Below are 19,271 nucleotides of genomic sequence, written 5' to 3' on the forward strand. Positions count from 1 at the left end.
GACGGAAGCCTATGAACCCGAATTTTCTGGATTTCGAACAGCCGATCGCTGACCTGCAAGCCAAGATCGAGGAGCTGCGCCTGGTCGGCAACGACAACGCGCTGAACATCACCGACGAAATCTCCCGCTTGCAGGAGAAGAGCAGCGCGCTCACCGAAAGCATCTTCGGCAACCTGACCAGCTGGCAGATCGCCCAGTTGGCACGCCACCCGCGCCGCCCCTACACCCTCGATTACATCGAGCACATCTTCACCGAGTTCGACGAGCTGCATGGCGATCGCCACTTCTCCGACGACGCGGCCCTGGTCGGTGGCGTTGCCCGCCTGGACGACCAGCCGGTGATGATCATCGGCCACCAGAAAGGCCGTGAAGTGCGCGAAAAGGTACGCCGCAACTTCGGCATGCCGCGCCCCGAGGGTTATCGCAAGGCCTGCCGCCTGATGGAGATGGCCGAACGCTTCAAGATGCCGATCCTCACCTTCATCGACACCCCCGGCGCCTACCCGGGCATCGATGCCGAAGAGCGTGGCCAGAGCGAAGCCATCGCCTGGAACCTGCGCGTGATGGCGCGCCTGAAGACCCCGATCATCGCCACCGTCATCGGTGAGGGTGGTTCCGGTGGTGCGCTGGCCATTGGCGTCTGCGACCGCCTGAACATGCTGCAGTACTCCACCTACTCGGTGATCTCGCCGGAAGGCTGCGCGTCCATCCTGTGGAAAACCGCCGAGAAGGCACCAGATGCCGCCGAGGCGATGGGCATCACCGCCGAGCGCCTCAAGGGCCTGGGCATCGTCGACAAGGTGATCGGCGAACCCCTGGGTGGCGCCCATCGCGAACCGGCCGTAGCGGCCGCGTCGATTCGTGCAGAACTCACTTCGCAACTGCAAGCCCTGAAGAAGCTCGACACCGACGACCTGCTGGCTCGTCGTTACGAGCGCCTGATGAGCTATGGCGTGGCCTGACGGCCATGGGGACGAGCGCGTGACCGCAAGCGGCCACTCGCTCGTCCTGAAGCTCGAATCCCTCCTGTTGGTTGCCGTCGCCCCCTGGCGTGACGCACCGGCCTGGCGGGTGGCCTTCTCCGGAGGGCTGGATTCCACCGTCCTGCTGCACCTCCTGGTGCGCCTCACCGAACGCGAGCGCCTGCCACCTCTCTCCGCCATCCATGTTCACCACGGCCTGCAGCCCGCTGCAGAGGCCTGGCCTGCCCATTGCCAGCGCATATGCGACGGGCTGGGTGTGCCGCTGGATGTGGCGCGGGTGCGGGTGGCGCCGGGCAACAGCCTGGAGCGTGCTGCGCGCGATGCCCGTTATGCCGCCTTCATCGCTCGGCTCGGGGCAGGGGAGGTGCTGATGAGTGCCCAGCACCGTGACGACCAGGCGGAAACCCTGCTGTTCCGCCTGCTGCGTGGCGCAGGGGTGCGTGGCCTGGCGGGGATGCCGGGCAGTCGCGTGCTGGGGGATGATGGTGTTCTGCTTCGGCCGCTGCTGCAGGTGCCTCGCGCTGAACTCGAAGCCTGTGCGCGTGAGCTGGGGCTGGAGTGGGTCGAGGACCCGTCCAACGATGACACCGAATTCTCCCGCAACTACTTGCGTCAACGGATCATGCCGGCACTTGCCGAGCGCTGGCCGCAGGCGTCGTCGAGTATCGCCCGCAGTGCCGAGCATCTGGCCGAAGGCGAGGCGCTGCTCGGCGAACTGGCGCAACTGGATTTGCAGGCGGCACGTAGCGACAGCGCTTTCCCCTGGCTGCTGCTGCCGTCCCTGGAGCTGGCGCCGTTGATCGGCTTGTCTCCGGCCCGGCAGCGCAATGCCCTGCGCCACTGGCTCAACGCGTTCACCGCGATGCCGGACAGCGGGCACTGGGCGGGCTGGGATGACTTGCGTGATGCCGGCTCCAGTGCCAGCCCGGTCTGGAAACTCGAGGGCGGAGAACTGCGGCGCGCCGACGGACGGCTGTGGTGGTTGCCCGGCAGTTGGCAGCAGGGGGTGTTGGCGGGCGGGCAATGGCCTGAGCCCGGCAAGGTGCTGGAGTTGCCCGGCAACGGCCAGTTGCAGCTTGTCGGCGAGCCCCCGCAAGGTGCGCTCGAGGTGCGCTACCGCCAGGGCGGCGAAGTGCTCGATGTCGCGGGGCGTGGGCGTCGCGACCTCAAGCGTCTCCTCAACGAGAGCGGCCTGCCGGCGTTCGTCCGTGGGCGCCTGCCACTGCTCTACCGCAGGGGTGAACTGCTTGCCGTGGCCAATCTCCCGGGCCTCGCCGGGCCTGCGGATGCGCGCTGGCGACTGCGCTGGACACCGCCGACGAATGACCAAGGTTTGAGCTGAAAGGGTCTTTCCGGTAGACTACGCTCCCGTCTTACAGAGCTCTTGCTGATTCCTTCGGAGTCGGCGGGAGTTTGCCGTTTTGGCACTGTTCCAGATTGCAGGCTTCGGCCTTACTTCGCTCTCCCCGGCGGCCTTCCGCCTAAACGCAGACTTCTAGGGTTTTTCATGACGCGCTACATCTTCGTCACGGGTGGTGTTGTTTCTTCATTGGGGAAAGGCATCGCCTCGGCATCCTTGGCCGCCATTCTGGAAGCGCGGGGACTGAAGGTCACCATGCTCAAGCTGGATCCGTACATCAACGTCGATCCCGGCACCATGAGCCCCTTCCAGCACGGTGAAGTGTTCGTCACCGAGGACGGCGCAGAGACCGACCTCGACCTGGGCCATTACGAGCGCTTCGTGCGCACCACCATGACCCAGAACAACAACTTCACCACCGGCCGCGTCTACGAGGACGTGCTGCGCAAGGAGCGCCGTGGTGACTACCTGGGCGCCACCATCCAGGTCATCCCGCACATCACCGACGAGATCAAGCGTCGCATCATCAAGGGCGCCGGCGATGCCGACGTCGCGATGGTCGAGATCGGCGGCACCGTGGGTGACATCGAGTCCCAGCCCTTCCTCGAAGCCATTCGCCAGTTGCGCGTGGAAGTGGGCGCCAAGCGCGCCATGCTGATGCACCTGACCCTGGTCCCCTACATCGCCACTGCCGGCGAGACCAAGACCAAGCCGACCCAGCACTCGGTGAAGGAACTGCGCTCCATCGGTCTGCAGCCCGACGTACTGATCTGCCGCTCCGACCATGAAGTCGACCTGTCTTCGCGTCGCAAGATCGCCCTGTTCACCAACGTGGAAGAGCGCGCGGTCATCGCCCTGCAGGACGTCGACACCATCTACAAGATTCCTTCCGTGCTCCATGCTCAGGGCCTGGACGACTTCGTCGTCGAGCGCTTTGGCCTGCAGTGTGGCGGTGCCGACCTCTCCGAATGGGATCGCGTCGTCGATGCCAAGCTGAACCCGGAGAAGGACGTCACCATCGCCATGGTCGGCAAGTACATGGAGCTGCTGGACGCGTACAAGTCGCTGATCGAAGCGATGAGCCACGCCGGCATCCAGAACCGCACCAAGGTCAACCTGCGCTACATCGATTCCGAAGATATCGAGAACCAGGGCACCAGCCTGCTGGAAGGCGTCGACGCCATCCTGGTTCCCGGCGGCTTCGGCCTGCGCGGCGTGGAAGGCAAGATCACCACCGTCAAATACGCACGCGAGAACAAGATCCCCTACCTGGGCATCTGCCTCGGCATGCAGGTGGCGGTCATCGAGTTCGCCCGCAACGTGCTGGGCTGGACCGACGCCAACTCCACCGAATTCGACAAGGCCAGCGGCCACCCGGTCGTGGGCCTGATCACCGAGTGGGAAGATGCCACCGGTGCCACCGAGATCCGTACCGAGGCGTCCGACCTGGGCGGCACCATGCGCCTTGGCGCCCAGGCCTGCCAGCTGGAAAGCGGCTCCCTGGTGCATGCCTGCTACGGCAAGGATGAAATCGTCGAGCGCCACCGCCACCGTTACGAAGTGAACAACAACCTGCTGCCGCAACTGCGCGAAGCGGGTCTGAAGATCACCGGTCGCTCCGGCGACGGCGCCCTGGTCGAAGTGGTCGAGGCTCCGGATCACCCCTGGTTCGTCGCCTGCCAGTTCCACCCGGAGTTCACCTCCACGCCGCGTTACGGTCACCCGCTGTTCAGCGGCTTCGTCAACGCCGCCCTGGCGCAGAAAGCGAAGAAGGCCTGACCCATGGCGCAGAAGATCATCCGCGTCGGTGACATCGAGATCGCCAACGACAAGCCCTTCGTGCTGTTCGGCGGCATGAACGTGCTGGAGTCCCGCGACCTGGCACTGAAGGTCTGCGAGGAATACGTCAGGGTCACCGACAAGCTCGGTATCCCCTACGTCTTCAAGGCCAGCTTCGACAAGGCCAACCGCTCGTCGGTGACCTCCTTCCGCGGCCCCGGCCTGGAAGAGGGCCTGAAGATCTTCGAGGAAGTGAAGAGGACCTTCGGCGTGCCGATCATCACCGACGTGCACGAGCCGCATCAGGCCGCGCCCGTCGCCGAAGTCTGCGACATCATCCAGCTGCCGGCCTTCCTCTCACGCCAGACCGACCTGGTCGTGGCGATGGCGAAGACCGGTGCGGTGATCAACATCAAGAAAGCCCAGTTCCTCGCGCCCCAGGAGATGAAACACATCCTGGCCAAGTGCGAGGAGGCGGGTAATGACCAGCTGATCCTCTGCGAGCGCGGTTCCTCCTTCGGGTACAACAACCTGGTGGTGGACATGCTCGGCTTCGGCATCATGAAGCAGTTCCAGTACCCGGTGTTCTTCGACGTCACCCATGCCCTGCAGATGCCGGGTGGTCGCGCCGACTCCGCGGGTGGCCGCCGCGCCCAGGTCACCGACCTGGCCAAGGCCGGCATGAGCCAGGGCCTGGCCGGCCTGTTCCTGGAGGCGCACCCGGATCCGGACAACGCCAAGTGCGACGGCCCCTGCGCCCTGCGCCTGGACAAGCTGGAACCGTTCCTCGCCCAGCTCAAGCAGCTGGATGATCTGGTCAAGAGTTTTCCGCCGATCGAGACTGCCTGAACGGGCAAATCTCCGGTAAAGTGCCGGGCGCGCGTTATCTGACCGATCGGTCAGGTCAAGGGCCGGATCTGCCCAAGTGAACGTCCGCCCGCGCCGCCCCTCTAATTCCGCTGCAGCGTCATCGTCAACTTTGGAGTGCTAACAACAATGGCAAAGATCGTCGACATCAAGGGCCGTGAAGTCCTGGATTCCCGCGGTAACCCCACCGTCGAGGCGGATGTGATCCTGGACAACGGTATCGTCGGCAGCGCCTGCGCGCCGTCCGGTGCCTCCACCGGTTCCCGTGAAGCCCTCGAGCTGCGCGATGGCGACAAGAGCCGCTACATGGGTAAGGGCGTGCTGAAAGCCGTTGCCAACATCAACGGCCCGATCCGCAGCCTGCTGCTGGGTAAAGACCCGGTCGACCAGAAAGCACTCGACCAGGCGATGATCGCCCTCGACGGCACCGAGAACAAAGCCTCCCTGGGCGCCAACGCCATCCTCGCCGTGTCCCTGGCCGCCGCCAAGGCCGCCGCCCAGGACCAGGACCTGCCGCTGTACGCGCACATCGCCAACCTCAACGGCACCCCGGGCCAGTACTCCATGCCGGTGCCGATGATGAACATCATCAACGGTGGCGAGCACGCCGATAACAACGTCGACATCCAGGAGTTCATGGTCCAGCCGGTTGGCGCCAAGACCTTCTCCGATGGCCTGCGCATGGGCACCGAGATCTTCCACCACCTCAAAGCCGTGCTGAAGGCCCGTGGCCTGAACACCGCCGTGGGTGACGAAGGTGGCTTCGCCCCGAACCTGACCTCCAACGAAGACGCCCTGGCCGCCATCGCCGAAGCCGTCGCCAATGCCGGTTACAAGCTGGGCACCGACGTGACCCTGGCCCTGGACTGCGCTGCCAGCGAATTCTTCGAAGACGGCAAGTACAACCTGTCCGGTGAAGGCAAGTCGTTCGACGCCGAAGGCTTCGCCGACTACCTGAAAGGCCTGACCGAGCGCTTCCCGATCATCTCCATCGAAGACGGCCTGGACGAGTCCGACTGGGCTGGCTGGAAGATCCTCACCGACAAGATCGGCGAGAAGATCCAGCTGGTGGGCGACGACCTGTTCGTCACCAACACCAAGATCCTCAAGGAAGGCATCGAGAAGGGCATCGGCAACTCGATCCTGATCAAGTTCAACCAGATCGGCTCGCTGACCGAAACCCTGGAAGCCATCCAGATGGCCAAGGCCGCCGGCTTCACTGCGGTGATCTCCCACCGCTCCGGTGAAACCGAGGACAGCACCATCGCCGACCTGGCCGTAGGCACCGCCGCCGGCCAGATCAAGACCGGCTCCCTGTGCCGTTCCGACCGCGTGTCCAAGTACAACCAGCTGCTGCGCATCGAAGAGCAGCTGGGCGGAAAGGCGCCTTACCGTGGTCGTGCCGAGTTCCGCGGCTAAGCCGGGGATGATAAAAAGGGCAGCGAAAGCTGCCCTTTTCGTATGGAAACTTCTCTTTCGATGGCCAAATCCCCTTACTGGTTGTTCGTCGTACTGATCCTGGCCTTGTCCGGGTTGCAGTATCGCCTGTGGGTGGGCGACGGCAGCCTGGCGCAGGTGACGGACCTCGAGCGGCAGATCGCCGACCAGAAGGGCGAGAACGAACGCCTGCTGGAACGTAACCGCATCCTCGAGGCCGAGGTTTCCGAGCTCAAGAAGGGCATGGAGACCGTGGAAGAGCGCGCGCGTCACGAACTGGGCATGGTCAAAGAGGGCGAAACCCTCTATCAGTTGGCCGAATGAGTCCCCCCGAACTCCCCGCCTTCTGGGCCGTGATCCCGGCCGCCGGTGTCGGCGCCCGGATGCGTGCCGACCGCCCCAAGCAGTACCTGGAGCTGGCCGGGCGGACCATTCTCGAACACAGCCTCGCCTGCTTCCTCGACCATCCGAACCTCAAGCGCGTGGTGGTCGGCCTTTCCGTCGATGACCCGTACTGGCCCGAACTGGATTGCGCCAGCGACCCGCGCATCGAGCGGGTGGATGGCGGCAAGGAACGTGCCGATACCGTGCTCAAGGCGCTGCTGCGCCTGGACGAATTGGGCGCACGCCCGAATGACTGGGTGCTGGTGCACGACGCTGCCCGGCCCAACCTGTCGCGCGGTGATCTCGACCTGCTGCTGGCCGAATTGGCCGATGACCCTATCGGCGGCCTGCTGGCGGTGCCGGCGCGCGACACCCTGAAGCGTGCCGGGCCTGATGGCCGTGTGGCCGAGACCGTCGACCGCAGCGTCATCTGGCAGGCCTATACGCCGCAGATGTTCCGCTTTGGCAGCCTGCATCGCTCCCTGGCCGATGCCCTGGTCTCGGGCGTCGCCGTGACCGACGAGGCGTCGGCCATCGAATGGTCGGGACAGGCGCCGCGCCTGATCGAAGGACGTGCGGACAACCTCAAGGTCACCCGCCCGGAAGACCTCGACTGGCTGCGTCAGCGCTGGGCCGGCCGGCACTGATCGCGATAGGCCGGGTGGTTCGCCAGGCCTTCCTTCAACAAATCCACCAATTGGCGCACCTTGGGCGACAGGTGACGCTGCTGTGGATAAATCGCCCAGACTGCCGTGTTCGGCGGCTGATGCTGCTCCAGCAGTGAAACCAGCCGGCCGTTCTGCAGGTGCTCCAGCACGTAATAGTCCGGCAGCTGGCACAGACCGAAGCCTCGCAGCGCCGCATCCAGCACCGCCTCGCCACTGTTGCAGCGCCAGTTGCCCTGAACCCGTACCGTCTGTTCCCGCCCTTCGGCGAGGAAGCTCCACTGGTCCGAGCTGCCGATCAGGCAGTTGTGCCGGCCGAGCTCCGACAGGCTGTGGGGGCGACCGTAGCGTTCCAGGTAGGAGGGCGCGGCACACAGGTACATGACCCGGGGCGCCAGGCGCGTGGCCACCAGCCGCGAATCTTGCAGGCGACCGAGGCGGATGGCCAGGTCCAGGCCCTCGTGGACCAGGTCCAGCGGGCGATTGCTCAGCTCGATCTCCACCCGCAACTGCGGGTGCCGGGCCATGAACTCATTCACCAGGGGCACGATGAAGCGCTCGCCGTAGGCGACGGCGCAGGTCATGCGCAGCAGCCCCTTGGGCTCGCCGGTGAGGTCGTTGACCGCGCGCAAGGCTTCGTCGCGTGCATCCACCAGGCGCTGGCAGTGCTGCAGGAAGGTCTGTCCGGCTTCGGTCAGCGCGACCTTGCGTGTGCTGCGATAGAACAGGCGGGTCTGCAGGCGCTCTTCCAGCCGCGCCACCTGGCGGCTTACATGGGACGAGGACAGTCCCAGGCGCTCGGCGGCAGCGGTGAAGCGGCCGGTCTCGGCCACGGCGACGAATTCGTCCAGTCCTTCCCAACGGCTCATCGACTATCCCCATTCAGCAATAATGTTTTGCTTTGTGGCGGATTATTTACCATTGAGCGCTCATCTACACTCCCCGCCATCGTTAAATCCACTGGAGAGTCACCATGATCAAGTCGCGCGCCGCCGTTGCCTTCGAGGCCGGCAAACCCTTGCAGATCGTTGAAGTGGACGTCGCTCCGCCAAAAGCCGGCGAAGTGCTGGTGCGTATCGTCGCCACCGGCGTCTGCCACACCGACGCCTACACCCTCTCCGGCGCGGATTCCGAAGGCGTGTTCCCCTGCATCCTCGGCCACGAAGGTGGCGGCATCGTCGAGGCGGTGGGTGAGGGCGTGACCTCCCTGGCCGTGGGCGACCAAGTGATCCCGCTCTATACGGCCGAGTGCCGCGAGTGCAAGTTCTGCAAGTCCGGCAAAACCAACCTGTGCCAGAAGGTGCGCGCCACACAGGGCAAGGGCCTGATGCCCGACGGCACCAGCCGTTTCTCCTACAACGGCCAGCCGATCTACCACTACATGGGCACCTCGACCTTCTCCGAGTACACCGTGGTGCCGGAAATTTCCCTGGCGAAGATTCCCAAGGAAGCGCCGCTGGAGAAGGTCTGCCTGCTGGGTTGCGGCGTGACCACCGGCATCGGCGCGGTGCTCAACACCGCCAAGGTGGAGGAGGGCGCCACCGTGGCCATCTTCGGCCTGGGTGGCATCGGCCTGGCGGCGATCATCGGCGCCAAGATGGCCAAGGCCTCGCGCATCATCGCCATCGACATCAACCCGGCCAAGTTCGATGTGGCCCGTGAGCTGGGCGCGACCGACTTCATCAACCCTAAGGACCACGACAAGCCGATCCAGGACGTGGTGGTCGAGCTGACCGACGGCGGCGTCGACTATTCGTTCGAGTGCGTCGGCAACGTGCAACTGATGCGCGCCGCCCTCGAGTGCGCCCACAAGGGCTGGGGCGAGTCGGTGATCATCGGTGTCGCCGGTGCCGGCCAGGAGATCAGCACCCGTCCGTTCCAACTGGTGACCGGTCGCGTCTGGCGCGGTTCGGCCTTCGGCGGCGTGAAAGGCCGCACCGAGCTGCCGAGCTATGTGGAAAAGGCCGAGAAGGGCGAGATCCCACTGGATACCTTCATCACCCACACCATGGGGCTGGACCGTATCAACGAAGCCTTCGACCTGATGCATGAAGGCAAGAGCATCCGCACCGTCATTCATTACTGAGCTAGCTAGAAGCCTGAAGCTTGAAGCTGGAGGTAGCGATGCCTTTTGCTTCGGGCTTCCAGCTTCTGGCTCACTGCTCGGACGGAGTCCGTTCAATGACCCTTGAAATCGTTTCCAGCAACAAGAGCTTCGGTGGTTGGCACAAGCGCTATCGCCACCGTTCCACCACGCTCAACTGCGACATGGTCTTCGCCGTCTACCTGCCGCCTCAGGCCGAACAGGGTGCGAAGCTGCCGGTGCTGTACTGGCTGTCGGGGCTGACCTGCAGCGACGAGAACTTCATGCAGAAGGCCGGTGCCCATCGCCTGGCCGCCGAGCTGGGGCTGATCATCGTCGCCCCGGACACCAGCCCGCGCGGTGCCGATGTGCCGGGTGACCCGGACGGTGCCTGGGACTTCGGCCTGGGCGCCGGCTTCTACCTCAACGCCACCCAGGAACCCTGGGCGCGCAACTACCGGATGCATGACTACGTGGTGCAGGAGCTGCCGGCGCTGATCGAGGCCAACTTCCCGGTCTCGGATAAACGTGGCATCAGTGGGCATTCCATGGGCGGCCATGGCGCGCTGGTCTGCGCGCTGCGCAACCCGGGGCGCTATCAGTCGCTGTCGGCCTTCGCGCCCATCGTCAACCCGATGGCGTGCCCCTGGGGCGAGAAGGCGTTTTCCCGCTACCTCGGCGATGACCGCTCGCGCTGGCGCGAATGGGATGCCTGTGCCCTGATCGCCGAGGCGGGCGAGCGCCTGCCGATCCTGGTGGACCAGGGCGACCGCGATGATTTCCTGGTCAACCAGCTCAAGCCCGAGGCGTTGCAGGCCGCCGCCACGGCTGCTGATCATCCGCTGACGCTGCGCCTGCAGCCGGGCTACGACCATAGCTACTACTTCATCGCCAGCTTCATCGACGATCACCTGCGGCACCACGCCGCTGCGTTGAAAGGCTGAGTCCGCTTGGAGTGATCTGAGGGCTGGAAGCCGGTCTGGCTTCCCGCTTCCCGCTTCCCGCTTCCGCTTTCAGTTAGAATCGCGCCCTGACTTTTCAGGGCGTTTTTCTGACTATGCGAATTGGCCACGGTTACGACGTGCATCGCTTTGGCGAAGGGGATTTCATCACCCTGGGCGGCGTGCGCATCCCTCACAAGTTCGGGCTCATCGCCCATTCCGACGGCGACGTGCTGCTGCACGCACTCTCCGACGCGCTGCTGGGCGCCGCGGCGCTGGGTGATCTCGGCAAACACTTCCCGGATACCGACCCGCAGTTCAAAGGCGCCGACAGCCGCGCGCTGCTGCGCCATGTGCTGGTGCAGGTGCGCAACAAGGGCTGGAAGGTCGGTAACATCGACGCCACTATCGTCGCCCAGGCGCCGAAGATGGCCCCGCATATCGAGACCATGCGTGCGCTGATCGCCGAAGACCTCGGCGTCGAGCTGGACCAGGTCAACGTCAAGGCCACCACCACCGAGAAGCTCGGTTTCACCGGGCGCGAGGAGGGGATTGCGGTTCACGCAGTCGCCCTGTTGCTGAAGGCATGAACGAACTCGAACTGCTGGGCCCGCGTGCCTATGGGGAGCCCCTGGGGCAGGCCGTGCTCAAGGCCATCGCCGAGGACTTCCAGGTCGACGAAGTGCTGGACATCCCCCTCGCCGGCGAGGGCGAGCACCTGTGGCTGTGGGTGGAGAAGCGCGAACTGAACACCGAGGAGGCCGCTCGGCGTATCGCCCGTGCCGCCGGGGTGCCGGTACGCACCATCAGCTATGCCGGCCTGAAGGATCGCCAGGCGCTGACCCGCCAGTGGTTCAGCCTGCACCTGCCAGGCAAGGCCGACCCGGACCTTTCCGCTGCCGAGAACTCGAGCCTGCGCATCCTCAAGAGCGCCCGCCACAAGCGCAAGCTGCAACGCGGCGCGCACTCAGCCAACGGCTTCACCCTGCGTCTCACGCGCCTGGCCGCTGACCATGAGGCCCTGGATGCACGGCTGACCGCCATGGCTGCCGGCGGTGTGCCCAACTACTTCGGCCTGCAGCGCTTCGGCCATGGCGGCGGCAATGTCGTCGACGCCCGTGCCTTTGCCGAGCGCCGTGAGCTGCCGGAGCAGCGCAACCTGCGTTCACGCCTGCTGTCGGCTGGGCGCAGTTACCTGTTCAACCGTGTACTCGCCGAACGTGTCGGCAAGGGCAGCTGGAACCGCGCGGAGGTTGGCGATCTGCTGGCCTTCACCGACAAGCGCAGCTTCTTCATGGCCGGCGAGGAGGAGTGCCGGGACCCGCGCCTGGCGATCCTCGACCTGCATCCGACCGGTGCTCTGTGGGGCGAAGGCCCGTCCCCGGCGGGCGGCGACAGTGCCGCGCGCGAGCAAGCGCTGGCCGATGCCGAGCCCGCCTTGCGCGACTGGTTGGCGGATGCGGGCATGGCGCACGAACGGCGCATCCTCCGCCTCCCCATCGGCGGCCTTACGTGGCATTATCCCGAGCCTGACGTTCTGCAACTGGAATTCGTCCTGCCGGCTGGATGCTTCGCTACCGCAGTGGTTCGCGAGCTTGTCGATCTGGTGCCGGCAGGGCAGACGGACAACCCATGCGTATTCTGATTTCCAACGACGACGGGGTGAATGCACCCGGCCTCGCCGCCCTGCATGCTGCGCTAGAAAGTTATGCCGATTGCGTGGTCATCGCCCCTGACCAGGACAAGAGCGGTGCCAGCAGCTCGCTCACCCTGGATCGGCCGCTGTGCCCGCAGCGCCTCGACAACGGCTACATCAGCATCAACGGTACGCCCACCGATTGCGTGCACCTCGGGCTCAACGGCCTGCTGGAGCAGACGCCGGACATGGTGGTTTCCGGTATCAACCTCGGTGCCAACCTGGGTGACGACGTGCTTTATTCCGGCACGGTCGCGGCTGCTCTCGAGGGCCGCTTCCTCGGGCTGCCGGCGTTCGCCTTCTCGCTGCTTTCGCGGCAGCCGGAGAACCTCGCCACTGCCGCGCATTTCGCTCGCAAGCTGGTCGAGGGGCATGCTCAGCTCGATCTGCCGCCGCGTACCGTGCTCAACGTGAACGTCCCCAACCTGCCGCTGGATCGCATCCGCGGCATCCAGGTGACCCGCCTCGGCCATCGCGCCCGTGCGGCGGCGCCGGTCAAGGTGGTCAACCCGCGGGGCAAGGAAGGTTATTGGATCGCGGTCGCCGGCGACGCCGAGGATGGCGGCCCGGGTACCGACTTCCATGCGGTGATGCAGGGCTACGTCTCCATCACGCCGTTGCAGCTGGACCGTACGTTCACCCAGGGCCTCGACAGCCTCGAAGGCTCACTGGGGAGGCTGTTCTGATGGCTCGCGAGCAGGACGATCTGCTGCGCCGGGGGATCGGCATGACTTCCCAGCGCACTCGCGAGCGTCTGATCCAGCGCCTCTATGAGGAAGGGCTGTCCAACGCCCATGTGTTGGAAACCATCCGTCGCACGCCACGTCATCTGTTCGTCGACGAGGCGCTGGCGCATCGCGCCTATGAAGATACGGCGCTGCCCATCGGGCACAACCAGACCATCTCCCAGCCGTACATGGTGGCTCGCATGAGCGAGTTGCTGCTGGCGGCGGGGCCGTTGGACAAGGTATTGGAGATCGGTACCGGTTCCGGCTACCAGACCGCCATCCTGGCGCAGCTGGTGGAGCGTGTGTTCTCCGTCGAGCGCATCCAGAGCCTGCAGGATCGCGCCAAGGAGCGCCTGGTCGAGCTCAACCTGCGCAACGTGGTGTTCCGCTGGGGCGATGGCTGGGAGGGCTGGTCCGCACTTGCGCCCTACAACGGCATCATCGTCACCGCCGGCGCCGCCGAGGTGCCCCAGGCGCTGCTGGATCAACTGGCTCCCGGTGGGCGCCTGGTCATTCCGGTAGGTGCGGGCGACGTTCAGCAGCTGATGCTGATCATCCGCGAGGAGCAGGGCTTCTCGCGCCATGTGCTGGACGCCGTGCGCTTCGTGCCGCTGCTCAATGGGCCGCTCGCCTGAACTCGGCGGGTGAGTCGACGTACTATCCTCCGACCTTCGGGGAACCCGCGCGCCGATCGCCTTTCTGATTGGCAGACAGATAATGCGTCGTTGCGGTCCGGCCATGTAGCGGCCAGCCTGGAACGAGCAAAGGGTAACTGGCCCTGAACGATAAATTCGACACAATAAGTACGACCTTTGGGCGTTGGGGAAAGGGGACAGGAATGAGCCTGGCCATTAGGCAGAGGATCAGCATGGGAAGCACACGAGGACTGTTGTCCGTCGTTGCCGTCGGCTTGTTGCTGGCAGGGTGCGCCAGCTCGCCGCCTGGCGGTGTGCAGGTGGTCGACCGCGATGGCCGTGCCGCTGCCCAGCAGCGCCAGCCGGTGACCACGGGTCAGTACCGTGTCCAGCGGGGCGATACCCTCTATTCCATTGCCTTCCGTTTCGGCTGGGACTGGAAAGCCCTGGCTGCCCGCAACAACATTCCCGCGCCCTATGTGATCCGTCCGGGGCAGACGATCCGCTTCGACGGGCAGTCCAATTCCGCTCCGGTACGTTCCGTTGCGACAGCGCCTGTCGTCACTACGCCACCGCCAAAGCAGCCCACTACGCAGCCGAGCCAGCCGGCTCAGAATCAGCCCACCAAGCCCGTGCCGCCACCTGTCGCGACCACGCCGGCAACGACCCCGACCTTGCCTGTAACCCGCTCAGCGACTGGCTGGGCGTGGCCTGCGAACGGCACGATGATCGGCCGTTTTTCCTCAAACGGTAGTTTGAATAAAGGGATTGATATAGCAGGTGAATTAGGCCAGCCTGTTTTGGCTGCATCGGATGGTTCCGTTGTTTACGCCGGGAGTGGATTACGGGGCTACGGCGAATTGGTGATCATCAAGCACAGCGATACCTACGTAAGCGCCTATGGTCACAACCGCAGGCTGCTGGTACGGGAAGGACAGCAGGTCAAGGTCGGACAGACCATTGCAGAGATGGGCTCAACGGGTACTGACCGGGTGAAGCTTCACTTTGAAATTCGCCGCCAAGGTAAGCCTGTAGATCCACTGCAATATCTGCCTCGTCGTTGATCCGACGTCGGCCCGTCACCCACGTGGGATGGACGGGCTCAGGCGTAGCCAGGGAAATGGCGTCGTCAGAGCTTGTTGTCGAACTCAGCAAGGGACAACAACAATGGCACTCAATAAAGAAGCGCCGGAGTTTGACGTCGACGACGAGCTGCTCCTCCTGGAGCCAGGCGTCGTCATGGACGAGGGATTGAGCGAGGAGCACGAGTCTCCCCCCAGCACCAAATCCAAGTCGAGCTCACTCAAGCAGCACAAGTACATCGACTACACGCGCGCCCTAGACGCGACCCAGCTTTACCTCAACGAAATCGGCTTTTCCCCCCTCCTGACTCCGGAAGAAGAAGTGCACTTCGCGCGCCTGGCGCAGCGTGGTGATCCCGCCGGACGCAAACGCATGATCGAGAGCAACCTGCGCCTGGTGGTGAAAATCGCCCGACGCTATGTCAACCGGGGGCTCTCCCTGCTGGATCTGATCGAAGAGGGCAACCTCGGCTTGATCAGGGCGGTCGAGAAGTTCGACCCGGAGCGGGGCTTCCGCTTCTCCACCTATGCGACCTGGTGGATACGCCAGACCATCGAACGCGCGATCATGAATCAGACCCGGACCATCCGGCTGCCGATCCATGTGGTCAAGGAACTCAACGTCTATCTGCGCGCAGCGCGGGAGTTGACCCACAAGCTCGATCACGAGCCCTCCGCCGAAGAAATCGCCAACCTGCTCGAGAAGCCGGTTGAAGAGGTGAAGCGGATGCTCGGCCTGAACGAGCGGGTTACCTCGGTGGACGTTTCCCTGGGCCCGGATTCGGACAAGACGCTGCTCGATACCCTGACCGACGACCGTCCTACCGACCCCTGCGAGTTGCTGCAGGATGACGATTTGTCGCAGAGCATCGATCAATGGCTTTCCGAATTGACGGACAAACAGCGTGAGGTCGTCGTGCGCCGCTTTGGCTTGCGCGGTCATGAAAGCTGCACGCTTGAGGAAGTCGGCCAGGAAATCGGACTGACCCGGGAACGGGTGAGGCAGATCCAGGTGGAAGCCTTGAAGCGCCTGCGGGAGATTCTTGAGAAGAACGGCCTTTCGAGTGATGCCTTGTTCCAATAACCGATAGTGATCCGAAGAAACCCGGCCTTGGCCGGGTTTCTTTTTGGGGAGCCGATCAGGAACAAGTGGTTATGCCGCCGTTTCGCTGTTTGCGCATAACTTGCTTGTAAGTATTCGCTTACAAGTGGTGTAAGTGTTATGGGTCAAAAGCCAGTCGATAATGTGGCGAGATCACTGAGGTTTATTTTTAAGTTATTGAAAATAAAAGCTTTTTATTTTTAAGCCTAACGCCGCACGCCGCTGTTTCACCAACAGGTGCCCTTGTTCGATTACCTGGAGTCGCTATCATCAGCCCCATGCAACACGGAACGTTGCGGGCCGATACGGACTTCGGCCAGGAGCGTCACGGGATGTGACTCATCAGGATGATGAAAGGGATTTAAAGGGATAGGGACAAAAGAGTGGGCGGGCAACCGCCCCTTTTTTTGCCCGCAAAAAACAAAGGCCCGCGATTGCGGGCCTTTTTGCTGTCTGGCGATCAGCGCTCCAGTTGCGGGAGCTTGCCTTTGACGCCATCCCACTCTTCGGCGTCTGCCAGGGCGTCTTTCTTCTCGGTGATGTTCGGCCAGACTTCAGCGAGATCACGGTTGAGCTCGATGAACTCCTGCATATCCTCCGGAACTTCGTCCTCGGAGAAGATGGCCTGGGCCGGGCATTCGGGTTCGCACAGTGCGCAGTCGATGCACTCGTCCGGGTGAATGACCAGGAAGTTCGGGCCTTCGTAGAAGCAGTCCACCGGACAGACTTCCACACAGTCAGTGTATTTGCATTTGATGCAGTTGTCGGTGACGACGAAGGTCATTCTAATTCTCTCCTCAGCGGCGGCTCGGAAACCCTGGCTAATTGGGCTCCCCGGCTCTGGAATGGCGTCTCCGGCTCAGGCTTGTGGTCGGAGCTCGTCCAGAGCGCGCGGGATTCTAACAGCTTGTGCGCTATGGCGTTAGATTCGAGCCTTCAATGTATATAACAACTCCAACGCGCGGCGTGGGGTCAGGTCGTCTGGTTGCAGCTTCGCCAGCTCGTCCAGCACCGGGTGCGGGAGGCTCGCGAACATGTCGCTCTGCATCGGCGGTACGGGTTGCCCAGGTGCTGCTTTCGGCGCTTCGTGGGGCAGGCTGGTTGTCTCCAGGCGCGCCAGATGCTGGCGGGCGCGCTGGATCACGTCGGCTGGAACGCCCGCAAGCTGAGCCACCGCCAGTCCATAGCTCTGGCTGGCAGGGCCTGGCAGCACATGGTGCAGGAAGACGATGCGTTCGTTGTGCTCGGTGGCGTTGAGGTGGACGTTGGCCACCACCGGCTCGCTTTCCGGCAGCACGGTCAGCTCGAAGTAGTGGGTGGCGAACAGCGTGTAGGCGCGCAGGCGCGCCAGGTGCTCGGCGGCGGCCCAGGCCAGGGACAGGCCGTCGAAGGTGCTGGTGCCACGGCCCACTTCGTCCATCAGCACCAGGCTGCTGTCGGTGGCGTTGTGCAGGATGTTGGCGGTCTCGCTCATCTCCACCATGAAGGTGGAGCGGCCGCCGGCCAGGTCGTCGCTGGAACCGATGCGGGTGAAGATGCGGTCCACCGGCGACAGTTCGCAACTGGCAGCCGGCACGAAGCTGCCGATATGGGCCAGCAGGACGATGAGGGCGGTCTGGCGCATGTAGGTCGATTTACCGCCCATGTTCGGGCCGGTGATGATCAGCATGCGCGTGGCGTCGTCCAGCGACAGGTCGTTGGCCACGAAGGGGGTCTCCAGTACCTGTTCCACCACCGGGTGGCGACCTTGCACGATGCGCATGCAGGGCTCTTCGACAAAGCGGGGGCGGTTCAGGTCGAGGTTCAGCGCGCGCTCGGCCAGGTTGCTCAGCACGTCCAGCTCGGCCAAAGCGGCGGCGGTGTCCTGCAGCGGCGCCAGCTGTTCGATCAACTGCTCCAGCAGCTCCTCGTAGAGCATCTTTTCACGGGCCAGGGCGCGGCTCTTGGCCGATAGCGCCTTGTCCTCGAATGCCTTGAGCTCGGGGGTGATGAAGCGTTCGGCACCCTTGAGGGTCTGGCGGCGGATGTAGTCGGCGGGAGCCTGCTCGGCCTGCACACGGGGCAGTTCGATGAAGTAGCCGTGGATGCGGTTGTAGCCGACCTTGAGGTTGGGCAGGCCGGTGCGCGCCTTCTCGCGGGCCTCCAGATCCATCAGGTATTGGCCGGCGTTCTCGCTCAGGGCTTGCAGCTCGTCCAGTTCCGCGTCGTAGCCGGTCTTGATCACGCCACCGTCACGGATCACCGCGGGCGGTGTTTCGATTATGGCGCGGGCCAGCAGCTCCGCCAGTTCCGGGTAGGTGCGGATGTTGGTGGCCAGGACGCCAAGGTGCGGTGCTTCCAGGCCGGTCATGGCCTGCTGCAGCTCCGGCAGGGCGGCCAGGGCGTCGCGAAGGCGGGCCAGGTCGCGAGGGCGGGCGTTACGCAGGCCGATACGGGCGAGGACGCGCTCGACGTCGCCGATTTCCTTCAGTTGCGGCTGCAGGCCTTCGAAGCGGAAGCGCTCCAGCAGGCAACTGATGGAATTCTGGCGAGCTTCCAGTACGTCACGGTCGCGCAGCGGGCGGTTCAGCCAGCGGCTCAGCAGGCGGCTGCCCATGGCGGTCTGGCAACGGTCGACCACCGATTGCAGGGTGTTGTCACGCCCGCCGGCGAGGTTGATGTCCAGCTCCAGGTTGCGGCGGCTGGCGCCATCGAGGATCACCGTGTCATCCAGGCGATCATGGCGCAGGCTGCGCAGGTGGGGCAGGGCGGTGCGCTGGGTTTCCTTGGCGTAGCCCAGCAGGCAGCCGGCGGCGCCGATGGCCAGGGTCAGGTTTTCGCAACCGAAGCCCTTGAGGTCCTGTACGCCGAACTGTTGGCACAGGCTCTTGCGTGCGGAATCCCGATCGAAGTCCCAGGGCGCGCGACGGCGCACGCCACGGCGTTTCTCCGCTGGCAGGCCTTGGGGCCAATCGTCCGGGATCAACAGTTCGGCAGGATTCATGCGTTCGAGTTCGGCCAGCAGGTTTTCCCAGCCCTTGATCTCCTGCACGCTGAAGCGGCCGCTGGTGATGTCCAGCACGGCCAGGCCGAACAGGCGTTCGTCGCCCAGTACCGCACCGATCAGGTTGTCGCGGCGCTCATCCAGCAGGGCCTCATCGCTGATGGTGCCGGGAGTGATGATGCGCACCACCTGGCGTTCGACCGGGCCCTTGCTGGTGGCCGGGTCGCCGATCTGCTCGCAGATGACCACCGACTCGCCCAGCTTCACCAGTTTGGCGAGGTAGCCTTCCACCGAATGGAAGGGAATGCCCGCCATGGGGATCGACTTGCCGGCGGACTGGCCACGGGCGGTGAGGGTGATGTCGAGAAGCTTGGCCGCCTTCTTGGCGTCTTCGTAGAAGATCTCGTAGAAGTCACCCATGCGATAGAACATCAGCTGGTCCGGGTGCTGGTTCTTCAGCCGCCAGTACTGCTGCATCATCGGGGTGTGGTCGGAAAGCTCGTTGTTATGGGCTTCGGCAGGGGCCTGTCTTTTTGACATAGGGGT

Annotated in this window: 18 protein-coding genes; 15 read left to right on the top strand and 3 right to left on the bottom strand. The window is 64.2% G+C overall.

The genetic code is table 11. The features are described from left to right. Positions 1 to 11 precede the first annotated feature (11 nt). The 7 genes from accA (at position 12) to ispD (ending at position 7,457) form a co-directional block, all read left to right on the top strand. Entirely contained in the window at positions 12 to 962 is a 951-nt protein-coding gene (gene accA / locus RTW82_RS24475; protein WP_021219427.1) for an acetyl-CoA carboxylase carboxyl transferase subunit alpha, read from the top strand. A gap of 46 nt (positions 963 to 1,008) precedes the next feature. Further along, complete coding sequence (tilS, locus tag RTW82_RS24480) at positions 1,009 to 2,325, top strand: tRNA lysidine(34) synthetase TilS (RefSeq protein WP_410478845.1); 1,317 nt, start codon at positions 1,009 to 1,011, stop codon at positions 2,323 to 2,325. Between the two features lie 165 nt (positions 2,326 to 2,490). Continuing rightward, entirely contained in the window at positions 2,491 to 4,122 is a 1,632-nt protein-coding gene (locus RTW82_RS24485) for a CTP synthase (protein ID WP_031287661.1), read from the top strand. Between the two features lie 3 nt (positions 4,123 to 4,125). Further along, the gene (gene kdsA / locus RTW82_RS24490) at positions 4,126 to 4,971 is read left to right on the top strand and encodes a 3-deoxy-8-phosphooctulonate synthase (protein ID WP_043243649.1); all 846 of its coding nucleotides are present in this window, start codon (positions 4,126 to 4,128) and stop codon (positions 4,969 to 4,971) included. A 147-nt stretch (positions 4,972 to 5,118) separates the two neighbouring features. Continuing rightward, complete coding sequence (gene eno, locus RTW82_RS24495; RefSeq protein WP_021219423.1) at positions 5,119 to 6,408, top strand: phosphopyruvate hydratase; 1,290 nt, start codon at positions 5,119 to 5,121, stop codon at positions 6,406 to 6,408. A gap of 60 nt (positions 6,409 to 6,468) precedes the next feature. Beyond that, a complete protein-coding gene (ftsB, locus tag RTW82_RS24500) occupies positions 6,469 to 6,750 on the top strand; it encodes a cell division protein FtsB (RefSeq protein WP_021219422.1) in 282 nt (93 codons plus the stop codon). Further along, positions 6,747 to 7,457, top strand: coding sequence for a 2-C-methyl-D-erythritol 4-phosphate cytidylyltransferase (ispD, locus tag RTW82_RS24505; protein WP_316926714.1), 711 nt, complete (start codon positions 6,747 to 6,749; stop codon positions 7,455 to 7,457). The genes ftsB and ispD overlap by 4 nt, the downstream gene beginning before the upstream one ends. On the opposite strand, the gene RTW82_RS24510 is transcribed toward ispD, so the two are convergent. Continuing rightward, complete coding sequence (locus RTW82_RS24510) at positions 7,433 to 8,344, bottom strand: LysR substrate-binding domain-containing protein (RefSeq protein WP_316926715.1); 912 nt, start codon at positions 8,342 to 8,344, stop codon at positions 7,433 to 7,435. The two genes, ispD and RTW82_RS24510, sit on opposite strands and share 25 nt — an antisense overlap. Positions 8,345 to 8,448: 104 nt before the next feature. Here RTW82_RS24510 and RTW82_RS24515 point away from each other — a divergent pair, with 104 nt between their 5' ends. The 8 genes from RTW82_RS24515 to rpoS all read left to right on the top strand — a co-directional run bounded on the left by RTW82_RS24515 (position 8,449) and on the right by rpoS (position 15,724). Further along, positions 8,449 to 9,561 carry an S-(hydroxymethyl)glutathione dehydrogenase/class III alcohol dehydrogenase gene (locus tag RTW82_RS24515; protein ID WP_316926716.1) on the top strand — a complete coding sequence of 371 codons (1,113 nt, stop codon included), beginning with the start codon at positions 8,449 to 8,451 and terminating at the stop codon, positions 9,559 to 9,561. Between the two features lie 95 nt (positions 9,562 to 9,656). After that, positions 9,657 to 10,502 carry an S-formylglutathione hydrolase gene (fghA, locus tag RTW82_RS24520; RefSeq protein WP_316926717.1) on the top strand — a complete coding sequence of 282 codons (846 nt, stop codon included), beginning with the start codon at positions 9,657 to 9,659 and terminating at the stop codon, positions 10,500 to 10,502. 113 nt (positions 10,503 to 10,615) lie between these two features. Continuing rightward, complete coding sequence (gene ispF / locus RTW82_RS24525) at positions 10,616 to 11,089, top strand: 2-C-methyl-D-erythritol 2,4-cyclodiphosphate synthase (RefSeq protein WP_316926718.1); 474 nt, start codon at positions 10,616 to 10,618, stop codon at positions 11,087 to 11,089. Beyond that, a complete protein-coding gene (truD, locus tag RTW82_RS24530) occupies positions 11,086 to 12,144 on the top strand; it encodes a tRNA pseudouridine(13) synthase TruD (RefSeq protein ID WP_316926719.1) in 1,059 nt (352 codons plus the stop codon). The genes ispF and truD overlap by 4 nt, the downstream gene beginning before the upstream one ends. Beyond that, positions 12,132 to 12,881 (top strand): 5'/3'-nucleotidase SurE, encoded by a 750-nt coding sequence (gene surE / locus RTW82_RS24535; protein ID WP_021219415.1) that lies wholly within the window; start codon positions 12,132 to 12,134, stop codon positions 12,879 to 12,881. The genes truD and surE overlap by 13 nt, the downstream gene beginning before the upstream one ends. A 41-nt stretch (positions 12,882 to 12,922) precedes the next feature. Next, entirely contained in the window at positions 12,923 to 13,558 is a 636-nt protein-coding gene (locus tag RTW82_RS24540; protein ID WP_169708397.1) for a protein-L-isoaspartate(D-aspartate) O-methyltransferase, read from the top strand. A 203-nt stretch (positions 13,559 to 13,761) separates the two neighbouring features. After that, positions 13,762 to 14,622 carry a peptidoglycan DD-metalloendopeptidase family protein gene (locus tag RTW82_RS24545; protein WP_037021684.1) on the top strand — a complete coding sequence of 287 codons (861 nt, stop codon included), beginning with the start codon at positions 13,762 to 13,764 and terminating at the stop codon, positions 14,620 to 14,622. 103 nt (positions 14,623 to 14,725) lie between these two features. Continuing rightward, positions 14,726 to 15,724, top strand: a complete 999-nt coding sequence (gene rpoS / locus RTW82_RS24550) for an RNA polymerase sigma factor RpoS (RefSeq protein ID WP_021219413.1) — start codon at positions 14,726 to 14,728, stop codon at positions 15,722 to 15,724. 478 nt (positions 15,725 to 16,202) lie between these two features. Here the strand turns inward: rpoS and fdxA are convergent, their stop codons facing one another. Beyond that, a complete protein-coding gene (gene fdxA, locus RTW82_RS24555; protein WP_021219412.1) occupies positions 16,203 to 16,526 on the bottom strand; it encodes a ferredoxin FdxA in 324 nt (107 codons plus the stop codon). Between the two features lie 138 nt (positions 16,527 to 16,664). Further along, complete coding sequence (gene mutS, locus RTW82_RS24560) at positions 16,665 to 19,265, bottom strand: DNA mismatch repair protein MutS (protein WP_316926720.1); 2,601 nt, start codon at positions 19,263 to 19,265, stop codon at positions 16,665 to 16,667. Positions 19,266 to 19,271 lie beyond the last annotated feature (6 nt).

Origin of the sequence: Pseudomonas sp. zfem005 (assembly GCF_032621735.1) — a bacterium.
GTDB lineage: Bacteria > Pseudomonadota > Gammaproteobacteria > Pseudomonadales > Pseudomonadaceae > Metapseudomonas > Metapseudomonas solani.